This is a genomic window from Anaeromyxobacter dehalogenans 2CP-C (assembly GCF_000013385.1).
In the GTDB taxonomy this organism is placed as follows: domain Bacteria; phylum Myxococcota; class Myxococcia; order Myxococcales; family Anaeromyxobacteraceae; genus Anaeromyxobacter; species Anaeromyxobacter dehalogenans_B.
On the sequence record NC_007760.1, the window covers coordinates 2,852,333 to 2,871,279 of the forward strand.

Genomic DNA, 18,947 nt, shown 5'->3' on the forward strand with positions numbered 1-18,947 from the left:
TCGGCGACGCGCCGGGCATCACCGCCCGCTGGCGCCGGTGCCGGCCGCGGCCGTCGCCGGCGCCACCAGCTCGAAGCGGATGGGCACCGCCACGCGCCCGCCACCGGGCGACGCCAGCGTCGCGAGCGCCCGCTGCACGCAGGTGGACAGCTCGGGCGTGCCGGTGGAGTCGGCGGCCACGCCGATGCGGCCGCCGCCCAGCTCGACCACCAGCACCCCGTCCACCGCCGGATCCCGGCGCAGCGCCTCCGCGTAGCACGCCTGCAGGTCGCCGGCGCGGGTCAGCACCGCGCGCTTCGCCTCCGACGGGCCGGCGATGGGCTCGCCCACGTCCACCCTGGGCGTGGCGCCCTGCGCCGCGGACGCGAGCGGGCGATCCGCGCCGGCCCCGCCGCGCGCCAGCGCCGCGCCGCCGTCGGTCCAGGCCCAGTCCACCGGCTCGACCGGCAGCGTGAACGTCTTGCCGCGCGGATCGGCGCCGCAAGTCGCGTCGTCGGGGAGGTCGAAGGTCAGCTCCAGCGCGAGCCGGCCGGCGCGCTGCGCCTCGAGCACGCGCCGCGCAGCGCCGGCGTCGGCCTCCACCGGCAGCCCGCGCTCCTCGCTCGGCCACAGCCGCGACCCGCCCTCCGCCACCGGCAGCACGCCGGGCTCGGCCAGCGCCAGCCGCCGCTCGCTCGCGTCGTACGGCGCGAACGCCAGCCGCGCGGCCGGGAGCGTGATGGCGTAGCGCGCCACGATGGCGGCGTCGCGATCGGCGTCGTGGCGGGCCTCGGCCTCGCCCCGCTCCACCGCGTCGCCGCGCGGGCGGAGCCGCTCCGGCGGGGTGAGCGCCCGGCACAGCGCGGCCAGGTCCTCCGCCGAGCGGATGGCGCGCGGCGCGGGCCCGGGCGTGCCGGCGTGCCGGACGGCGGGGACGGCGGACGCGGGGGCCTTGCCGCCCGCAGGGGTTGCGGCGGTGAGCAGGGCGGCGACGAGGGCGAGCGTCATGATGCTGCAGGGTAAGGACCGTGGAGCGCCCGCGGCGAGGTCAACGCCCCACGCGGATCCGGAGCGCACCCGGGAGGATCGTGAACCGCGCCGGCAGGCGGCCCGGCGACTCGCCGTCGGAGTCGATGCGCACGCGCGCTCCCTCCAGCGGCTCGGCCTCCACCGTGCGCGCGCGCAGCACCCGGGTGTTCTCGAGGCGCACGTGGGTGCCGTCGTAGAGCATGGGGCGCTTGGCGATGAAGTCGCCCATCCCGAACGCCTTCCACACCACCACGTCGAACACGCCGTCGTCCATGCGCGCGTCCGGCGCCACCTTCATGCCGCCCCCGAAGTAGCGCCCGTTGCAGACCGAGATGGCGGTGATCCGCTCCTCGTGCCACACCCCGCCGTCCACGCGCCACCGCACCGGCTGGTCCGACCAGCTCATCAGCGCGCGCGCGGACGCGAGCATGTAGGACAGCTTGCCGCTGGGGAGCTTCAGCCCGCGGTTCACCAGCGCGCTCACCTCGCCCGAGACGCCGAAGCCGGCCACGTTCGCGAAGTGGCGCGTGACCGGCGCGCCGTCCAGGCCCACCAGCTCCAGCCGCCCCAGGTCGAGCACCGCCACGTCGCGCGAGGCGAGCGTGCGCGCCGCCGAGTCCACGTCGGGGTCGATGCCGAGCGTGCGGCACAGGTCGCCGCCGGTGCCGCGGGGGATGAACCCGAAGTGCGCCTCGGGGTCGCGCGGACCGGTCTCGCCGGTGAGCCCGTCGATGACCTCGCTGGCGGTGCCGTCGCCGCCCACCGCCACCACCAGCTTGCCGCCGGACGCGAGCGCCTCGCGGGCCAGCCGGACGCCGTCGCCGCGGGCCTTGGTGAAGGCGCACTCGAAGTCGCCGATGGAGGCGCGCACCGCGCGGGCGATCCGGTCGAAGTGGCGGCCGGTGCGGCCGGAGGCGCTGGCTGGATTGACGATGAGGAAGGGCTTCACCGATCGGGATCATATCCCGGGACGGGGGCGCCGCGGCGGGCGGCGCGTCACGAACCTGTCGCGGGGCCGCCACGGCCCCCGGCGCCCCACCTGGCACGCGCCGCGCAAAGGCTCCGGCCGCGCCATGCACGCGGCGCGACCGGAGGCCGGATGAGGATCGGCGTCGTCTTCAGCACCCTTCCCCGGGAGGACACCACCGGGGTGCACGTGCTCCGCGCGCTGCGCGAGATCGGGTGCGATGCGTTCCACCACGAGCCGCTGCGGCGCACGCCCGCCGGCGGGATCGAGCAGGCCGGCTACGAGACCCTGCCGCCGGCGGACCTGTACCTGCAGGTGGACGACGACCTCGCCTACCCCGGCCCGGTGGGCCTCGGCGTGCCGTCGGCGTACTACTGCATCGACACGCACCGGCTGGGCGCGCCGCTCGCCGGCGGGAGCCTGCTTCGCCCGGACAAGGCGCGCGGCTTCGACCACGTGTTCAGCGCCCAGCGCGACGGCGTGGACCTGCTCGCGCGCCACGGGATCGCGGCGCGCTGGCTCCCGCTCGCGTACGACCCCGCCCGCCAGGCGCCGGACCCCGCCCAGGCGAAGCAGATCGACTGGTGCTTCCTGGGCACGCCCCTCGGCGACCGGCCGCGGATCTGCCGCGACCTCGCGCGCCGGTTCCCGAGCTGCGTGTTCGGCCAGGCCTACGGCGAGGCCGCGCTGCGCATCTACCAGCAGAGCCGGATCATCGTGAACCTGCCGGTGGGCAACGACGTGAACATGCGCTTCTTCGAGGCGCTCGGCGCGGGCGGCCTGCTGGTGGGCGGGGCGGCCCACAACGGCGAGGACGAGCTGGTGGAAGGGCTGGTCCAGTTCGAGGATCCCGCCGAGCTGCCGGCGCTGGTGGGGCGCTGGCTGTCCGACGGGGCCGGCCGCGCCGCGCTCGCCGACGCGCAGCAGCGCGAGGTCGCCGGGCGCCACACCTACGCGCACCGCATGCGCGCGCTGCTCGCCGCCGTCGAGGCGGGCCCGCCCGCGCGCCCCCGCCCGGCCCGGACGCCGGCGGACGACCCGGCGGCGCTGGTGTCGGAGGCCGTCGCCCGCCTCGAGGCGGGCGCGCCGCACGACGCGCTGCGCCTCGCCGACCGCGCCGCGGGGCTGGACGGCGCGCGCCCGCAGGTCCACCGGGCGCGGGCGCTCGCGCTCGCCGGAGCGGGCCGCCCCGCCGACGCCGCCGGCGCGCTCCTGCGCGAGCTGGAGCTCTCGCCGGGATCGGGCGAGGCGTTCCGCACCTACCTCGGCATGCTCGACCAGGTGGCGGACGCCGCCGGCGTGCCCGGCGCGGCGTTCACGCGCGCCTACCTGCGGGTGCTCGACCTCGCCTCCGAGGCGCCGGCCGGCGACGCCGGCCCCACGCTCGAGGCGGCCGCGCACGCCGCGGCCGCGGTGCTGGGGCGGCACGCCGAGTTCGAGCGGGCCTGGGGCGCGCTCGCCGACGCCGACTCGCGCCACTGGATGCTCGAGCTGTGCGCGCACCGCGCCCTCGGCGCGGCGCGCGTGCCGGTGCGCTTCGACGCCGCGCGGGCCCGCGCGCTGGAGGACGAGGTGCAGGGCCGGCTGCTGCGCGAGCGGGGCGCGGTCCCGGCCTCCGCCACGCGCGGCGCGTCGCACGCGTTCCAGGGCTGGCGCCTCGACCGCTACGACCTGCGGCCCGCCGGGCTCCCGCTCGAGCTGCTCTCCACCGCCGAGTACGTGGTCGCCACGTTCTTCCTGCGCCAGTACCAGCTCGAGCGCGCCGGCGTCCGCGTGGCCGCCGCCGAGGGCGACGTGGTGGTGGACGGGGGCGGCTGCTTCGGCGAGACCGCGCTCCACTTCGCGCACCAGGTCGGGCCGGGCGGCCGCGTGCTCAGCTTCGAGTTCCTGCCCGCGCACCTGGAGGTGTTCCGCGCCAACCTGGCGCTCAACCCGGCGCTGGCCGGCCGGGTGGAGATCGTGCCGGAGGCGCTCTGGGACCGCAGCGGCGAGGCGCTCCCCTTCACCGAGCACGGCCCCGCCACGCACCTCGGCGCGGCGCCCGGGGCCGCGGCCGCGGTGGCCCGCACCTGCAGCGTGGACGACCTGGTGGAGGCGCGCGGGCTCCCGCGCGTGGACTTCCTCAAGCTGGACGTGGAAGGCGCCGAGCTGGCCGCGCTCCGCGGCGCCGAGCGGACCCTCCGCCGCCATCGCCCCAAGCTCGCCATCGCCGCGTACCACCGCCCGGAGGACCTGGGCGCCCTGCCCGCCTGGATCGACGGCCTCCGCCTCGGCTACCGGCTCTACCTCGATCACTTCACGCCGGGCGCGTGGGAGACCATCGCGTTCGCCGCCCCGGCGGCCGCCTGAGCGCCCCGCGCGCGGCGCAGCGTCGCGCCCGCCTCGGCCCGCGCCCGCAGCGCGCGGACCACCCGCGAGATGGGCACGCCCACCGGACAGCGCGCGTCGCACGCGCCGCAGCCGTCGCACGCCGCCAGCGCACCCGCGGAGAGCGCCAGGTCCGGTCCGGCGCGGCCGTGGAGCCGGAAGGCCGCGTGCACCCCGAGCGCGCGCACCGCCGGCGCCGCCGCGGCCAGGTCGCAGGCGGGCTCGCACAGGCCGCAGGAGATGCAGCCCGCCGCGGCCTCGTCCACCTCCCGGTCCGCCACGAGCGTGGGGAGCAGCCCCTCGGAGACGTACGCCGCCCGGAACCGCTCCAGCCCGGGCCCCCGCGCGCGCAGCCGCTTCAGCGGGTGCGCCACCAGGGCCCGGTAGGCGAGGTACGCGAGCGCGCGCGGCGAGGCCACGCGCCGAGTCTAGCAGCCGGGCGTGCCCGGCGCCTGCGGCGCGCGGTCCCCGCGCTCCGGCGCACCCGCCTGCGGCGGGGCGTCCCCGGCCAGCGCCGCGCGCAGGATGGCCACCTCGTCGCGGGCCGACATGAGCCGGAACCCGGCCTCCGCCACCCGGGCCCGCGCGGCCGGATCCCGGACCAGCGCCTCGCAGGCGTCGGCCAGGCCCCCGTACTCGGCGAAGGCGACGCCCGCCTCGAGCGTCCGCTCCTCCTCGGGGTCGGCGCCGCGCTCCGACACCACGCAGCGCCGGTTCGCCAGCAGGTACGACACCCGGACGATCTCGAACACCTTCGCCTCGTAGAAGTGCACGTTCAGCACCACCCGGGCGCGCGCGATCCGGGCGTCGCGCGCGGCGCCGTAGAGGCCGAAGGCGACCTCGACGGCGAGGCCGCGGGCGCGCAGCGCGTCGATCACGCGCGCCCGCCGCGGGTTCATCGAGCCGTAGAAGAGCACGTCCACCTCCTCCGGCGCGGGCGCGATCCGGCGCAGCCCCGGCACGTAGCCGATGGGCACGACCCGCGGCGGCGGCAGGCCGAACATCGCGTAGCGGGCGGCGTTGCGCGGGCTGTAGTCCCACACCTCGTGCGCGGCGAGCAGCGCGCGCACCGGGCCGGTCAGCCAGGGCGAGGCCGGGTCCACCTGCTCGAGGTTGTAGAGGACGGCGTCGCGCGCGAGCGGCTGCCGGACGTGCGGCAGCAGGTTCGCGCCGAGCACGATGGGGCGGCGCCCCCGGGGCGCGGTGTCGCCGGTGAGGACCGCGTCGTGGCCGAGCGCGCCGAGCGCGGCGTGGAGCGTCTCGGCGACCTCGTGAAACGCGGCGCTGTGGACGTAGCCGGGGGGGGAGACGACGGAGACCGCGTAGCGCGCCATGCGAGCCGGGGATGCACGCGCCGCGCCCGCCGCGCGCGGCCGGGATCCCGCGCGATCCCGGCGCCCGGCGTCAACGGCGTGACGCCCGCCGGCAGCGCCTACCCCCGCGCCGCCGCCGCGCGCCCCGCCAGCCAGCCGGTGAGGATGGCCACGCCCAGGCCGGTCCCGTCGCTCGCGTGCTCGTGGCCGCCCACGAGCGCGCCCGCCGCGAACAGCCGCGGGTGCACCGGGCGGCCGCGCCCGTCGAGCGGCCGCAGCGACGGATCCACGCGCACGCCGGCGGAGAGCAGCGGCTGGGGCGCGCGCCGGTCGCGCACCGTGAGCGAGGTGGCGGGCCGTGCCGCGAGGTGCACCCCCGAGTCGCGCCCCTCGGCGGCCTCCACCGGCAGGCCCATGGCGCGCTCCGCCAGCACCCCGTGGCGCGCCAGGCCGCCGCCCAGGAACCGCCCGGTGGCGAGCACCCAGCTCCCCGCCAGGATCGCGGCGTCGCCCACCTCGACCCGGTCGCCGGGCGCCCCCCCCGGCGCCCGCAGCTCGCCGGCGAGCACCGCCACGCCGGCGCGCGCCAGCCGCGCCTCGAGCGCGGCCTGCAGCCGGAGCCCCGGGACGCTCGGGACGTCGGAGAGCGTCTCCGCCACCGGCACGCCCGCCGCCGCCGCCACGCGCTCGGCGACGCGCGCCGCGGGCGAGAGCCCCAGCACCGGCGGGAGCAGCACCGCCGCGGCCCCGCGCGCGCCGTTCGCGAGCGCCGCCCGCAGCCGCTCCCCCAGCCGCTCCGCCTCGCCGGGCGGCTCGAGCGCGCGCGCCAGCTCGTGCGGGCGCGCCCACGGGTCGAGGCCGGGCAGGTCCACCTCCAGCTCCCGCACCTCGGGGCCGCCGCGGCCGGCGTGGCGGGCCAGCCCGTCCGCGACCAGCGCGGCGTCGAAGGCGAGGTGTCCGCGGAGCCCGGCCACCGCCAGCGGCCCCGCCACCGCGAGCAGGTCGCCCGGCTCGGCCGCGCGCTGGCAGGTCGCCGCCGCGACCACCTCGCCGGTCGGCGTGGCGAGGAAGCGCGGGCGCTCCAGCACCGGCGCGAGCAGCGGGTCGAGCGCGCGCACCGCGAAGTCGAGCGCGTCGGGGAGCAGCACCAGCCCCTCGCCGACCGCGGCGTAGGGGTGGCCGGGGCGCTGCCGCGCCAGGCGCCGCGCCGACTCCACCGGCCCGCGCCGCCACGAGAGCGGATCGCCGGGGAGCGCGGACAGGTCCGGCGCCACGCCCACCGCGCCGGAGGAGAGCGCGGTCGCGCCGGGCGCGCGCCGCACCAGCGCCACCTCGCAACCGGCCGCCCGCGCCGAGAGCGCCGCCATCGCGCCGGCCATGCCGCCGCCCACCACCAGCACGTCGGCCCGCACCGTGCGCGACGGGGTCACGGCGCCTCCCAGGGGCCGCAGCCGCCGCGCAGCAGCTCCTCGGCGGCGAGCTGCGCGCCGTCCAGCACCGGCCGCCGCTCGCGCCAGCCCTGGTCGAGCAGGTCGGACAGCTCGGCGCGGACGCGCTCGGGCGGCCAGGACAGCTCGCGGCCGGCGAGCTGCGCGCCCACCCGCGCGCAGTCGAGGCCGCCGCAGGCGCCCACCGCCAGCCGGCAGCGCCGCCGCAGGTCCTGGAGGCGGCGCACCTGCTCGTGGCGCGCGCAGTAGACCACCTCGGCCGCGAGGATGGCCTCGTCGCGGCACAGCACCAGGCCGAGGCGCCGGTCGTCGCGCACCATGCCGCAGATCTCCCGCGCGCGGCCGCCGTGCCGGTACACCAGCCGCGCCGCCACCGACGCGTCCACCGGGAACTCGCGCGCCAGCGCGGCCGGGTCCGGCACCTCGTCGCCGCCGGGCAGCGGCTCCTGGTGCGTGCGGCAGGGCGTGACCGGGCGGCCCAGGAGCGCCTCGACGCGGTCGGCGGCCTCCTCGGACTGCGCGCGGTACGAGGCGAGCTTCCCGCCCACGATCGAGAGCAGCCCGGCCGCGCCGTCGGCGGCGCCGTCGAGCAGCTGGTGCTCGCGCGAGAGCGCGTCCTCGTTCGGTCCGTACGCGTACATCGTGGTGCGCAGGCCGCACCAGGCGCGGGTGATCCGCGCCCGCCGCACGCCGGGGACGAGCGAGGCGGCGCCCTCCAGCAGGTACTCCACCTCGTCCTGGGTCGCCTCCAGGTCGTCCGGGTCGCCGTACCAGTCGTCGTCGGTGGTGCCGACGATCGACTCGTTCTCGTGCGGCATGAGGAACATCTGCCGCCCGTCCACCGCGCTGCAGATGACGCCGTAGCTGGACCAGCGGCGGTCGAGCGTGAGGTGCACGCCCTTGCCCGGGCGCATCGGCACGCGCACGCCGCTCGCGCGCGCCAGGGCCGGCGACCACGCGCCCGCCGCGTTGAACACCACCGGCGCGCGCGCCTCGCCCTCCTCGCCGGTGAGCGCGTCGCGCCAGCGGACGCCGCGCACCCGGCCACCCTCGGTGAGCAGCTGGCGGACCTCCGTCCAGGTGCGCAGCTCGGCGCCGTGCGTGCGGGCGGAGAGCGCGTTCAGCACGCACAGCCGGAACGCGTCGATGCCCCACTCGTCCAGCGTCACCGCGCCGTGCAGGCCGGGGCGCAGCCCGGGCTCGAGGCGGTACAGCTCCTCGGCGGTCAGCCGGGTGGAGGGCCGCCCGCGCTTCAGCGGCTGGTACAGGTCGTAGGTGCCGACGTAGACCTCGGTCGCGTACCAGGCGGCGCGCTCGGCGAGCGTGGCGCCCTCGGCGCGCGAGCCGAACGGCATCAGGAACGGGATGCGGAACAGCAGGTGCGGGGCGATCCGCTGGATGTACCCGGAGTCGCGGCAGGCCAGCTCGGTGACCTTCCGGTCGGAGAGCATGTAGCGGATGCCGCCGTGGATCATGCCCGAGCTGTTGCCGCTCGCGCCGACCCCGAAGTCCGACTTCTCCAGCAGCAGCACCCGCAGCCCGCGCATGGCGCAGTCGCGGGCCGTGCCGGTCCCGTTCACGCCGCCGCCGACGATGATGACGTCGTGCTCGCCCATCGCGCGCGCCCCCGGCCTCGGAGCGTAGCCCGGACCGGCGGCGCGGTCGCGCGAAAGGTGAGGCGCCGGGGACGGCCGCCCGCGGCGGCGCGCCGCGGGGCGGGCACGCCGCTACTTCGGCTCGAACGTGCTCTTCACGTACAGCTCGCGGAGCTGGCGCGCGTCCACGTCGCCGGGCGCCCCGGTCATGAGGTCGGTGCCCTTCTGCGTCTTGGGCCAGGCCACCACGTCGCGGAGCGACTCGGCGCCGGTGAGGAGCATGACCAGGCGGTCCATGCCGAGCGCGATGCCGCCGTGCGGCGGCGCGCCCATCTTGAGCGCGTCGAGCAGGAAGCCGAACTTGCTGCGGGCCTCCTCGTCCGAGATGCCCATGGCCTTGAACACCCGCGCCTGGACCTCGGGGTCGTGGAGGCGGATGGAGCCGCCGCCGATCTCGAACCCGTTCAGCACCAGGTCGTAGCGGTAGCAGTTCACCTTGCCCGGGTCGCTCTCGAGGAACTGGAGGTCGGAGTCGTGCGGCCGCGTGAACGCGTGGTGCGCGGCGGCCCACTGGCCGGACTCCTCGTCGTACTCGAACAGCGGCGGGTTCACCACCCACAGGAAGCGCCAGGCGCCGCCCGAGCCGTACTCGGGGATGAGGCCCATGCGCTTGGCGAGGTGCACGCGCAGGTTCGCCATCACCGTGTGGACGACCGACTCCTTGCCGAACTGGAACAGGAGCAGGTCGCCCGCCTTCGCCTCGCAGGCGTCGTTGATGGCCTGGCGGAGCGCGGGGGTGATGGTCTTCGCGAGCGGCGACTGGGTCCACTCGCCGCCCTCGCCGACCTTGGCGCGGGCGAGCCCCTTCGCGCCCATGCCCTTCACGTACTCCTCGAGCTTGTCGATCTCGGTGCGCGAGAAGTTCGCCGAGGCGGGCACGCGCATCGCCTTGACGATGCCCTTCGCCTTCACGGCCTCGTGCATGAGCGGGACGCCGCCGCCGTCGTGCTGGCGCACCAGGTCGGTGAGCACCACGTGCGGCATGTCGAAGCGGAGGTCGGGCTTGTCGTTCCCGTACTTCGCCATCGACTCCTCGAACGGCATGCGCTGGAACGGGCGCGGGATCTCGATCCCGAGCACCTCCTTCCAGAGCTTCACCACCAGCCCCTCCATCACGTCGAACACGTCGTTCTGCTCCACGAACGACATCTCGACGTCGATCTGGGTGAACTCGGGCTGCCGGTCGAGCCGGAGGTCCTCGTCGCGGAAGCAGCGGACGATCTGGAAGTACCGGTCGAAGCCCGCCATCATGTACAGCTGCTTGAACAGCTGCGGGCTCTCGGCGAGCGCGTAGAACTTGCCGGGGTTGAGGCGCGAGGGGACGAGGAAGTTGCGGGCGCCGCCCGGCGTGTACTTCACCATGAACGGCGTCTCGAGCTCGAGGAAGCCCTTGTCGGTGAAGTAGTTGCGGGTGAGGTGGTTCACCTTCGCGCGCGTCATGAGCGTCTGCTGCAGCGGCGCGCGGCGCAGGTCGAGGTAGCGGTACTGGAGCCGCTTCTCCTCGCCGGTGTCGATCTTGTCCTCGATCTGGAACGGCGCCGGCTCGGAGCGGTTGAAGATCTCGAGGTCGGAGGCGTGGACCTCGATCTCGCCGGTGGGGAGCTTCGGGTTCACGTTGCCTCCGCGCGACACCACCTTGCCGCGGACGCCGACGCAGTACTCGAGCCGGAGCTGGCCGGCGAGCTCGTGCACGTCGGGGCGGACGTCCTCCTCGAACACCACCTGGGTGAGCCCGGCGCGGTCGCGCAGGTCGATGAACACCGCGCCGCCGTGGTCCCGCCGGTTGTTCACCCAGCCGAACAGCACGACCTCCTTGCCGATGTCGGCCTTGGTGAGTTCACCGCAGGAGTGGGTACGCTTGAGCTCGGTGATGAAGCGCGGCAAGGGACGGGCCTCCGGACGTGGGGAAAGGCAGCTAACACTGCGGAACCTCAGGCGTCAAGGACGACCGCAGCCCTTCCGGTGCGCGCCGTCGCGGGGCGTCCCGGGCCTCGCGGGCATGTGGAAGTTTCAGCCCGGACCCTGGAATTCCTGCAGTGCGCCGCGGCGCGGAGCGGACGCGGGCCCGCCCGGCGGCGCGCCGGCGCTGGCCCCGTGGTTGCAGTCCCGGCTCCCGGAGAGGGAGGCATCGCATGGACGTGGACGAGGGCGGCGTCGGGATCGATCCGGTGTGCGGGCGGCCGGTGCTCCAGGAGGACGCGGAGGCGTTCGAGTACAAGAAGCGCCGGTACTTCTTCTGCTCGCGCCGCTGCCGGGAGCGGTTCGAGCGCCACGCGGAGCGGCTCCACGTGGGCGAGCTCGCCAGGATGGGCGCGCTGTTCGGGGAGCGGCGCGACCGCTGGGGCGTCGCCTGAGCTCCGTCGCCGGATTCCCCGAGATGACGGGCGCATGCGCCGCGCGGCGCGCACGTCCCTGATCCGGGCACTGGACCCCTCCGGTGGGCTGGACGCAGGATGGCGGTCCCTTCGCCTTCCGCCCGCCCTCCCCTCGCACCCGGAGACCCGCCCATGCCCGCGCCCTCGCTGCCGCAGCGCTTTCGAGCCTTCGTCGTCCGGGAGGGCGACGGCACCCGCTCCGCCGGCTTCGAGGAGCTGCCCGCCTCCGCGCTGCCGGAGGGCGAGCTGACGGTCGCGGTCCGCTACTCCAGCCTCAACTACAAGGACGCGCTCGCGGTCACCGGCAAGGGCAAGGTGATCCGGAAGTTCCCCATGGTCCCGGGCATCGACCTCGCCGGCACCGTGCTCGAGTCGCGCGACCCGTCGTTCCAGCCGGGCGACGAGGTGCTGGTGACGGGCTGGGGCATCGGCGAGGCCACGTTCGGCGGCTACGCCGGCCTGGCGCGCGTCCGCGCCGAGTGGGCGCTGCCGCTCCCGCGCGGCCTGACCGCCCGGCGCGCGATGGCGATCGGCACCGCCGGGTTCACCGCCGCGCTGTGCGTGGACGCGCTGGAGGACGCCGGCGTGCGCCCCGGCGGCCGGCCGGTGATCGTCACCGGCGCGGCCGGCGGCGTCGGCAGCGTCGCCGTCGCGCTGCTGGCGCGCGCGGGGTACGAGGTCGCGGCCTCCACCGGCCGCCCCTCGGAGCGCGCCTTCCTGGAGTCGCTGGGCGCCTCGCGCATCGTGCCGCGCGAGGAGCTGGCGCGGCCGGCCACGCGGCCGCTCGAGTCGGAGACCTGGGCGGGCGGCGTGGACGCGGTGGGTGGCGCGGTGCTCGCCACCGTGCTCCGCCAGACCGCGTACCGCGGCGCGGTGGCCGCCTGCGGGCTCGCCGGCGGGACCGACCTGCCGGTCACGGTGCTCCCGTTCGTGCTCCGCGGCGTGCGCCTGCAGGGCGTGGACTCGGTGATGGCGCCGCAGGCGCCGCGCGCGCGGGCCTGGGGCCGCATCGCGCGCGATCTCACCGCCGACCGGATCGACGCGCTCACCACCGAGATCCCGCTGGCCGAGGTGCCGGCGTGGAGCGAGCGGATCCTCGCCGGCCAGGTGCGCGGGCGCGCGGTGGTGGCCGTGGCGCCGTAGCGCGCGGGCGGCGCCTCAGCGCGCCGGCCGCAGGTCCTTCAGCTTGAGCTGCAGGCGGCGGGTGCCGTCCCACTCGTCGAAGCCGATGGTGAACGCGGCGTCCACCGGGCCGCCGCACGCCGGCGCGCGGTCGCCCATGCCGAAGCCGATGGCGTCGAGGCCGCGCCCGAGCGCGAGCTTCAGGTGCGCGCCGCCCGCCCCCACCGTCCGCGCGCGCGCCGCGGCGCCGCGCAGCGCGAACACCGGCTCCGGGTGGCCGGCGCCGAACGGCCCGAGCCGCGCCAGCCCCTCGGCGGCGTCCTCGGTGACCTCGGCGTCGCCCACCCAGCCGTCGATCCGGCAGCGCGGCACCAGGTCCTCGTCCGCGATGGTGGCGGCGGCGTGCGCCTCGAACGCGGCGCGGAACGGCTCGACCTGCGCCCGCTCCACCGTGACGCCGGCGGCGTGCCGGTGGCCGCCGAAGCGGGCCAGGTGGCCGGAGCACGCGGCGAGCGCGTCGTAGAGGTGGAAGCCCTCGATCGACCGCCCGCTGCCCTTCCCGGCGCCGTCCTCCAGCGCCACCAGCACCGCGGGGCGGTGGAAGCGCTCGACCACGCGCGACGCGACGATGCCCACGACGCCGGCGTGCCAGCCGTCGCGGGCCAGCACCAGCCCGCGCGCGCCGGCGGCCACCCGCGCCCCCGCGTCGGCGAGCGCCTGCTCCAGGATGCGCCGCTCGATCTCCTGCCTGGCCTGGTTCTCCCGGTCCAGCTCGTCGGCGAGCGCCTGCGCGGCCGCCGCGTCGCCGGAGAGCAGCAGGCGCACGCCGCGCCCCGCGTCGTCGAGCCGGCCCGCGGCGTTGATGCGCGGCGCGAGCCGGAACCCCACCTGGCCGGCCGTGACGGGCGTCCCGTCCGCGATGCCGGCCACGCGCTTCAGCGCGCGCACGCCGGGGCGCCGGCTGGTCGCGAGCTGCTCGAGCCCCCAGCGCACCAGGATCCGGTTCGCGCCGACCAGCGGCACCACGTCGGCGACCGTGCCGAGCGCGACGAGGTCGAGCACCTCCTTCAGGTTCGGCTCGGGCCGGGCCGGGCCGAAGCGACCCCGCTCGCGGAGCCGGCGCCGGAGCGCCATGGCGAGCGCGAACGTCACGCCCACCGCGGCCAGGTCCTTCGACGGGTAGGCGCAGCCGGGCTGGTGGGGGTTGAGGATGGCGGCGGCGGCCGGCAGCTCCACCGGGACCGTGTGGTGGTCCACCACCACCGTGTCCACGCCCAGCCCGGCGGCGACGCGCACCTCGTCCACGCTCGTGATCCCGCAGTCGAGCGTCACCAGCAGGCGGACGCCCTGCGCGGCCAGGCTGCGGACGGCGTCGCCGTTGAGGCCGTAGCCCTCCACCAGCCGGTGCGGCGTGTAGGTGACGACGTCGGCCCCCGCCGCGCGCAGGAAGCCGCAGAGGAGCGCGGTCGAGGTGACGCCGTCCACGTCGTAGTCGCCGTAGCAGGCGATGCGCTCGCCGCCCTCCAGCGCGCGCGCGATCCGCTCGACCGCCGCCTCCATCCCCTTCATGCGGAACGGATCCGGCAGGTCGGCGAGGCGCGCGGCCAGGAAGGCCTCGGCCTCCGCCGGGTCCGCGTGGCCGCGGGCCGCGAGCACGCGCGCGGCCAGCGGGTGCAGGCCCAGGGCGGCGGCCAGCTCCGCCGCGCGCGCCGCGTCCACCGCCGCCTCCACCCACCGCTTCCCGGTCGCGACCGACACGGTCCGCTCGGTAGCACGCCGCCCTGACAGGGCGGCGGCCGGGCGCGGGGACGCGGCCGCGCGCGCGGAGGGCCCGCGCGCCCGCAGGCGGTGCGGCGCGCGCTCCGGGCCGTGCGCCACGCCGTGCGCACGTTTCGGGCCGCCGCGCAGGTCGCGCGCGCGAGACGGGAGGATGGATGAAGCACGCAACGAGATGGATGCTGGCCGGCGCGCTGGCGGCCGCGGCGCTGGGTGGCGCGTACGCGCAGAGCGGCGGCACCGGCGGCAGCGGGACCGGCACGCCGGGGTCCGCGGGGTCCGGCACCAGCGCCACGGGGGCGGACACGGCCGGCGCCGGCACGATGGGCACGGGCACGACCGGCACCGGGACCGACACCACCGGCACCGGCACCACCGGGACCGGCACCGACGGCACGGGCACCTACCCGCCTCCCGCAGGCACGGGCACGGCCGGCGCGCCGGGCACGGGCGCCGGCGGGACCGAGGCCTATCCGCCGCCGACCGGCACGGGCACGGGCAACGACACGACCGGAACCGGCACGACGGGGACCGGCGCCGACGGCACCTACCCGCCACCAGCCGGGACCGGGACCACCGCGACGCCCGGCACCGGGGCCGGCGGCACCGACGCCTACCCGCCGCCGCCCGGCGCGGGCACGGACACGAACGGCGCCGGGACGAGCGGCACGACCGGCGCGGACACCTACCCGCCGCCGGCCGGCACCGGGACCGACGCGAGCGACGCCGGCACGACCGGCGGCGTCCAGCGCTGAGCGCGGCGGGCCGCGGCTGCCCCAGTCACCTCGGGTGAACGGGGGCGGCCGCGGCTCAGGACGCCGCGCGCCGCCTGGCCAGCGCCGCCTCGATCGCGGCGACCAGGCGCGCGGGGTCGAACGGCTTCTGCAGGAACACGTCCGCGCCCGCCCGGCGGAACGCGTCCTCCGCGTGCTCGTCGCCCGACATGCCGATGAGCACCGGATGGTGCCGGCTGGGCGCGTCGTGCACCGCGCGGATGACCTCGCCGCCGAGCCGCCCCGGCAGGCGGTGATCCACCACCCAGACGTCGGCCGGCGGGAGGTCCGCGAGCTGGAACACGCCCGCCTGGGCGGGCAGGCCGATGACCGCGTGGCCCATCCGCCGGAGCACGTCCACGAGCAGCTCGCGCAGATCCGCGTCGTCATCGATGACGACGATGCGCAATCCGGCCGTGGAGCCAGTCGCCCCCATGCCGCATTGATGGGGGCTCCCCGTCGATACGCGAACCCCCCGCGCGGGGTCGCCCCTGGTGATTGCGCAATCGGTGGTGATCGGATCTTCACGCTGCGATCGTGTCGCGCGAGAAGTTCACCGACGGTGTGCGACCCGGCGCCGCGCCGCGCGACGCCCGTCCCGCCTACGGGGGCCTTCCCGCCACGACGCGCGGCGCGCCGGCCTGGGCCGGCTCGGCCTCGAAGCTGCGCGCCGTCCCCGGAACGGCGAAGGGCCCCCCGCTGGCGCGAGGGGCCCTTCCGGAAGCCGTCCGCCGGCGCCGCGGCTACTTCGCGGTCCGGGCCTGCGGCTGCGCCGCGGCCGCCGCGGCCGCGCCCTTCGCCTTCGCCTTCTTCTTCTCGGCCCGCTCCTCCAGCCAGATGGTCATCGGGGCGGCGATGAACCAGGTGGAGTAGGTGCCGGAGATGATGCCGAACAGCATCGCCATGGAGAAGTCGAAGATGGTGCCGACGCCGTAGACGAGCAGGCCGATGAGCGAGAGCGCCGTCGCGAACGAGGTGAGGAAGGTGCGGCCCAGCACCTCGTTGATGGAGAGGTTCACGATGTCCGAGAGGCTCCGGCCGCGCAGCTTGGCCTGGTTCTCGCGGATGCGGTCGTAGATGACGACCGTGTCGTTCACCGAGTAGCCGACCACCGTCAGGATCACCGCGATCGAGGTCAGGTTGAACTCGCGGCCGGTGATGGTGAAGTAGCCCATGGTCATGATCGCGTCGTGCAGCATCGCGATGACCACGCCCGGGCTGAAGCGGAAGTCGAACCGCAGGCCGATGTACACCACGATGAGGCCGATGGCGTACAGGATGGCCTTCAGGCCCTGCGCCTGGAGCTCGCGGCCGGCCGCCGGGCCCACGTACTCGACCCGGCGCACGTTCGGCTGCGCGTCGCCCAGGTGGTCCTTCAGGCCCGCCTGGACGTTCTCCTGGATGCCCTGGGTGATGACGGCGTAGGAGCGCGTGCCGGCGGTGAGCCCCTGCTCCTCGCGGACGTCGCGCACCTTCACGCCGGCCGCCTCGACCGCCGCCCGGACCGCGGCGGCGTCCACCGCGCCCGAGAACTGGAAGTCGATCTTGTCGCCGAACTCGGGGTTGAACGCGAAGCCCGCCACCGGCAGCTTCGCCTTCACCGCGTCGGCCACCCGGGCCACGTCCGCCTCGGTGAGCAGCGAGATGCGCTCGACGCGGATGAGGAAGGTGTGCTCGGCCTCGGCGCCGTAGGTCTGGACCGAGGCGCCCTTGAAGCCGAGATCCTCGACCGTCTTGCGGATGTCGGCGGGGTCCACGGCCTTGCCGAACTGGACCTCCATCTCGGTGCCGCCCGCGAAGTCCACGCCCATGTTCAGGCCGTGGACGAACGGGAGCGACCACACGATGACCGCCAGGTTGACGACCAGCGAGAGCGCCACGGCGATGTGGCGCTTGCCCACGAAGTCGAACTTCGTGTCGTGGGGGATGATGTCGAAGGTCTTGAATTGCATCAGACGCTCAGGCGCGCCGTGTCGTGGCGCGTGAAGTACTCCATGATCACCCGGGTCACCACGATCGACGTGAACATCGAGGCGACCAGGCCGATGATCAGCGTCACCGCGAAGCCGCGGATCGGCCCCGACCCGTACTGGAACAGCACCACGCCGGCGACCAGCGTGGTCACGTGCGAGTCCACGATGGTCCAGAACACGCGGTCGTAGCCGAGCTGCACCGACTGCCGCACGTTGCGCCCGGCGCGCATCTCCTCGCGGATGCGCTCGTTGATGAGCACGTTCGCGTCCACCGCCATGCCGAGCGTGAGCACGAACCCGGCGATGCCCGGCAGCGTCAGCGTGGTGCCGATCATCGACATGACCGCCAGCACCAGCAGGCCGTTCAGCGCCAGCGCCACGTCGGCCACCAGGCCGGTGCCGCGGTAGTAGACGACCATGAACACGACCACCAGCGCGAGCCCGACCAGCGCCGCGAGCGTGCCCTTGCGCACCAGCTCCGGCCCGAGGGTGGCGCCCACGGTCCGCTCCTCGGTGATGGTCACCGGGGCGGGGAGCGCGCCGGCCTTCAGCACCAGCGCGATGCCGTTCGCCTCGTCGAACATGTCCTGCTGGTTGCGGCCCGAGCCCAGCGTGATCTGGCCGTTCGAGGAGATGCGGCCCTGGATGTAGGGCGCGGTCTCGACCTTGTCGTCGAGCACGGTCGCCATCCGGCGCCGCATGTTCTCGCTGGTGAGCTTGTCCATCAGCCGCGCGCCCTCGGGCGACATCTTGAAGGACACCACCGGGCGGCCGCGCTGCAGCGTGTCGGACTGGTCGATCGCCACCGCCGCGTCGGCGATGTAGTCGCCGGTCAGCTCGGTCTTCGCGCGGAGCAGGTAGGTCCGGTAGTAGGTGGTCTTGATGGGGCCCTGGCCGACCTGGCCCTCGCCGATGCCCACCACGTTCTTCTGCGGGTCGAGCAGCGGGTTCAGCTTCTCCGTGATCACCTTCTCGAGCTCGGTGCGGGTGTTCGCCGCCACCATGGTCGCCGCGCGCGAGCCGCCGCTCGGCAGCTCGACCGGCTCCACCGTCCAGCAGCCGCTCTCGGGCAGCGGGAGCGACAGCCCCTGGCGGTCGCCCTGGCACTGCGGGAGCTGCGTGCGGACCTGGTCGAGGACCGGGTTCTCGTCGTCGGCGATCTTGAACTCGAGCTGCGCGGTGCGGCCCAGCAGCTCCTTGGCCTTCTCCGGATCCTTGAAGCCCGGGAGCTGGACCTGGATCTGGTTGTTGGCCTTGGTCTTGATGTCGGGCTCGGTGACGCCCCACTTGTCCACGCGGTTGCGGATCACCTTCTCCGCCTGCTTCACCGCCTTCTCGCGGAAGTCGCGGAGCACCGAGTCCTTGAAGGCGAAGCGGACCGCGCCGTCCGGCGCGCCACCCGGCGAGTACATCTCCTCCGAGTAGCCGGTCGAGCCGAGCACCGCGTCCTTCACCTCGCCCGGGTTCGCGGCGCTCACCTCGACCTGCGCGCCGCCGCCGACCACCTTCGTGCCGGTGAACGCGACGTTCTTGCCCTTGAGGAACTCGCCGATCTCGTCGGCGCGGCGGGCGACCTTGGTCTTGACCGCGCGATCGACGTCCACGCCCATGGAGAGCAGGATGCCGCCCTGGAGGTCCAGGCCGAGGTTGAGGTGGTGCTTCGCGTCCGGCGCCCAGCCCGGCACCGAGGTGTCGTACGCCTCGGTGTTCCGCTGGTCGGGCGGGAGCTTGAAGTAGAACCAGCTCGGGACGAGCTGGTAGATCGACAGGATCGCGACCGCGACGACGAGCGCGACGCGCCAGTACCAGGAGCGTTCCATCTACTTCTTCCCCTCCGCCTTGGCCGGCTGGGCCTCGACCTGCTTCCACTGACCGGCGACCTGGCCCTTGAGCACGCGGAGCTTGGTCCCCGCGCCAACGTCGATGGTCACCGTGCGGTCCTCCACCAGCACGACCGTGCCGATGATCCCGCTCTGCGTCACCACCTCGTCGCCCTTCTTCAGGGCGGTCACGAACGCCTGGTGCGCCTTCGCCTGCTTCGCCTGCGGGCGGAAGAAGACGAAGTAGAAGACCACCGCGATCGCGATGAACGGCAGGAAGGTGACGATGGGGTTCTGCGCCTGACCGTCGGCGGTCTGCGACAGGAAGGCGTGCAGGACGGGATGCATGG

General features: G+C 75.8%; 16 protein-coding genes. 4 read left to right on the forward strand and 12 right to left on the reverse strand.

Annotated elements, in window-relative coordinates; translation table 11 throughout:
• Positions 1-18: 18 nt before the first annotated feature.
• Positions 19-987: a hypothetical protein gene (locus ADEH_RS13065; protein WP_011421578.1), complete on the reverse strand. Its 969-nt coding sequence runs from the start codon at positions 985-987 to the stop codon at positions 19-21.
• A 40-nt stretch (positions 988-1,027) separates the two neighbouring features.
• Entirely contained in the window at positions 1,028-1,957 is a 930-nt protein-coding gene (locus ADEH_RS13070; protein WP_011421579.1) for a diacylglycerol/lipid kinase family protein, read from the reverse strand.
• 150 nt (positions 1,958-2,107) lie between these two features.
• On the opposite strand from ADEH_RS13070, the gene ADEH_RS23700 reads away from it, so the two are divergent.
• Complete coding sequence (locus ADEH_RS23700; protein WP_011421580.1) at positions 2,108-4,324, forward strand: FkbM family methyltransferase; 2,217 nt, start codon at positions 2,108-2,110, stop codon at positions 4,322-4,324.
• Here ADEH_RS23700 and ADEH_RS13080 read toward each other — a convergent pair.
• The 5 genes from ADEH_RS13080 to aspS all read right to left on the reverse strand — a co-directional run bounded on the left by ADEH_RS13080 (position 4,267) and on the right by aspS (position 10,642).
• Positions 4,267-4,761 (reverse strand): 4Fe-4S dicluster domain-containing protein, encoded by a 495-nt coding sequence (locus ADEH_RS13080; RefSeq protein ID WP_011421581.1) that lies wholly within the window; start codon positions 4,759-4,761, stop codon positions 4,267-4,269. The two genes, ADEH_RS23700 and ADEH_RS13080, sit on opposite strands and share 58 nt — an antisense overlap.
• A 9-nt stretch (positions 4,762-4,770) precedes the next feature.
• Positions 4,771-5,676 carry a hypothetical protein gene (locus ADEH_RS13085; RefSeq protein ID WP_011421582.1) on the reverse strand — a complete coding sequence of 302 codons (906 nt, stop codon included), beginning with the start codon at positions 5,674-5,676 and terminating at the stop codon, positions 4,771-4,773.
• Positions 5,677-5,774: 98 nt separating this feature from the next.
• The gene (gene glpB / locus ADEH_RS13090; RefSeq protein WP_011421583.1) at positions 5,775-7,085 is read right to left on the reverse strand and encodes a glycerol-3-phosphate dehydrogenase subunit GlpB; all 1,311 of its coding nucleotides are present in this window, start codon (positions 7,083-7,085) and stop codon (positions 5,775-5,777) included.
• On the reverse strand, positions 7,082-8,719 hold the full coding sequence (locus ADEH_RS13095) for a glycerol-3-phosphate dehydrogenase/oxidase (RefSeq protein WP_011421584.1): 1,638 nt from the start codon (positions 8,717-8,719) through the stop codon (positions 7,082-7,084). The genes glpB and ADEH_RS13095 overlap by 4 nt, the downstream gene beginning before the upstream one ends.
• 111 nt (positions 8,720-8,830) lie before the next feature.
• The gene (aspS, locus tag ADEH_RS13100; RefSeq protein ID WP_011421585.1) at positions 8,831-10,642 is read right to left on the reverse strand and encodes an aspartate--tRNA ligase; all 1,812 of its coding nucleotides are present in this window, start codon (positions 10,640-10,642) and stop codon (positions 8,831-8,833) included.
• Positions 10,643-10,890: 248 nt separating this feature from the next.
• Here aspS and ADEH_RS13105 point away from each other — a divergent pair, with 248 nt between their 5' ends.
• Positions 10,891-11,112: a YHS domain-containing protein gene (locus ADEH_RS13105; protein ID WP_011421586.1), complete on the forward strand. Its 222-nt coding sequence runs from the start codon at positions 10,891-10,893 to the stop codon at positions 11,110-11,112.
• A gap of 153 nt (positions 11,113-11,265) precedes the next feature.
• Positions 11,266-12,276, forward strand: coding sequence for an MDR family oxidoreductase (locus ADEH_RS13110; protein ID WP_011421587.1), 1,011 nt, complete (start codon positions 11,266-11,268; stop codon positions 12,274-12,276).
• 15 nt (positions 12,277-12,291) lie between these two features.
• On the opposite strand, the gene recJ is transcribed toward ADEH_RS13110, so the two are convergent.
• Positions 12,292-14,013: a single-stranded-DNA-specific exonuclease RecJ gene (gene recJ, locus ADEH_RS13115; RefSeq protein ID WP_049760203.1), complete on the reverse strand. Its 1,722-nt coding sequence runs from the start codon at positions 14,011-14,013 to the stop codon at positions 12,292-12,294.
• A gap of 176 nt (positions 14,014-14,189) precedes the next feature.
• Between recJ and ADEH_RS13120 the strand changes: the two genes are divergently transcribed.
• On the forward strand, positions 14,190-14,786 hold the full coding sequence (locus tag ADEH_RS13120; RefSeq protein WP_011421589.1) for a hypothetical protein: 597 nt from the start codon (positions 14,190-14,192) through the stop codon (positions 14,784-14,786).
• A gap of 55 nt (positions 14,787-14,841) precedes the next feature.
• On the opposite strand, the gene ADEH_RS13125 is transcribed toward ADEH_RS13120, so the two are convergent.
• The 4 genes from ADEH_RS13125 to yajC all read right to left on the reverse strand — a co-directional run bounded on the left by ADEH_RS13125 (position 14,842) and on the right by yajC (position 18,945).
• Positions 14,842-15,213 carry a response regulator gene (locus ADEH_RS13125; protein WP_232287276.1) on the reverse strand — a complete coding sequence of 124 codons (372 nt, stop codon included), beginning with the start codon at positions 15,211-15,213 and terminating at the stop codon, positions 14,842-14,844.
• A 334-nt stretch (positions 15,214-15,547) separates the two neighbouring features.
• Positions 15,548-16,756, reverse strand: a complete 1,209-nt coding sequence (gene secF / locus ADEH_RS13130) for a protein translocase subunit SecF (protein WP_011421591.1) — start codon at positions 16,754-16,756, stop codon at positions 15,548-15,550.
• Complete coding sequence (gene secD / locus ADEH_RS13135) at positions 16,756-18,597, reverse strand: protein translocase subunit SecD (protein ID WP_011421592.1); 1,842 nt, start codon at positions 18,595-18,597, stop codon at positions 16,756-16,758. Before secD ends, secF begins: the two co-directional genes overlap by 1 nt.
• Positions 18,598-18,945 carry a preprotein translocase subunit YajC gene (gene yajC / locus ADEH_RS13140; RefSeq protein ID WP_011421593.1) on the reverse strand — a complete coding sequence of 116 codons (348 nt, stop codon included), beginning with the start codon at positions 18,943-18,945 and terminating at the stop codon, positions 18,598-18,600. It abuts the gene before it with no gap.
• Positions 18,946-18,947 lie beyond the last annotated feature (2 nt).

What these genes read in the sequence shown, in the direction of transcription:
- yajC (WP_011421593.1), bottom strand. Translation starts at nt 18,945, where the DNA reads ATGCATCCCGTCCTGCACGCCTTCCTGTCGCAGACCGCCGACGGTCAG.
- ADEH_RS23700 (WP_011421580.1), top strand. Translation starts at nt 2,108, where the DNA reads ATGAGGATCGGCGTCGTCTTCAGCACCCTTCCCCGGGAGGACACCACC.
- ADEH_RS13095 (WP_011421584.1), bottom strand. Translation starts at nt 8,719, where the DNA reads ATGGGCGAGCACGACGTCATCATCGTCGGCGGCGGCGTGAACGGGACC.
- ADEH_RS13085 (WP_011421582.1), bottom strand. Translation starts at nt 5,676, where the DNA reads ATGGCGCGCTACGCGGTCTCCGTCGTCTCCCCCCCCGGCTACGTCCAC.
- secD (WP_011421592.1), bottom strand. Translation starts at nt 18,597, where the DNA reads ATGGAACGCTCCTGGTACTGGCGCGTCGCGCTCGTCGTCGCGGTCGCG.
- secF (WP_011421591.1), bottom strand. Translation starts at nt 16,756, where the DNA reads ATGCAATTCAAGACCTTCGACATCATCCCCCACGACACGAAGTTCGAC.
- ADEH_RS13105 (WP_011421586.1), top strand. Translation starts at nt 10,891, where the DNA reads ATGGACGTGGACGAGGGCGGCGTCGGGATCGATCCGGTGTGCGGGCGG.
- ADEH_RS13065 (WP_011421578.1), bottom strand. Translation starts at nt 987, where the DNA reads ATGACGCTCGCCCTCGTCGCCGCCCTGCTCACCGCCGCAACCCCTGCG.
- ADEH_RS13110 (WP_011421587.1), top strand. Translation starts at nt 11,266, where the DNA reads ATGCCCGCGCCCTCGCTGCCGCAGCGCTTTCGAGCCTTCGTCGTCCGG.
- ADEH_RS13120 (WP_011421589.1), top strand. Translation starts at nt 14,190, where the DNA reads ATGAAGCACGCAACGAGATGGATGCTGGCCGGCGCGCTGGCGGCCGCG.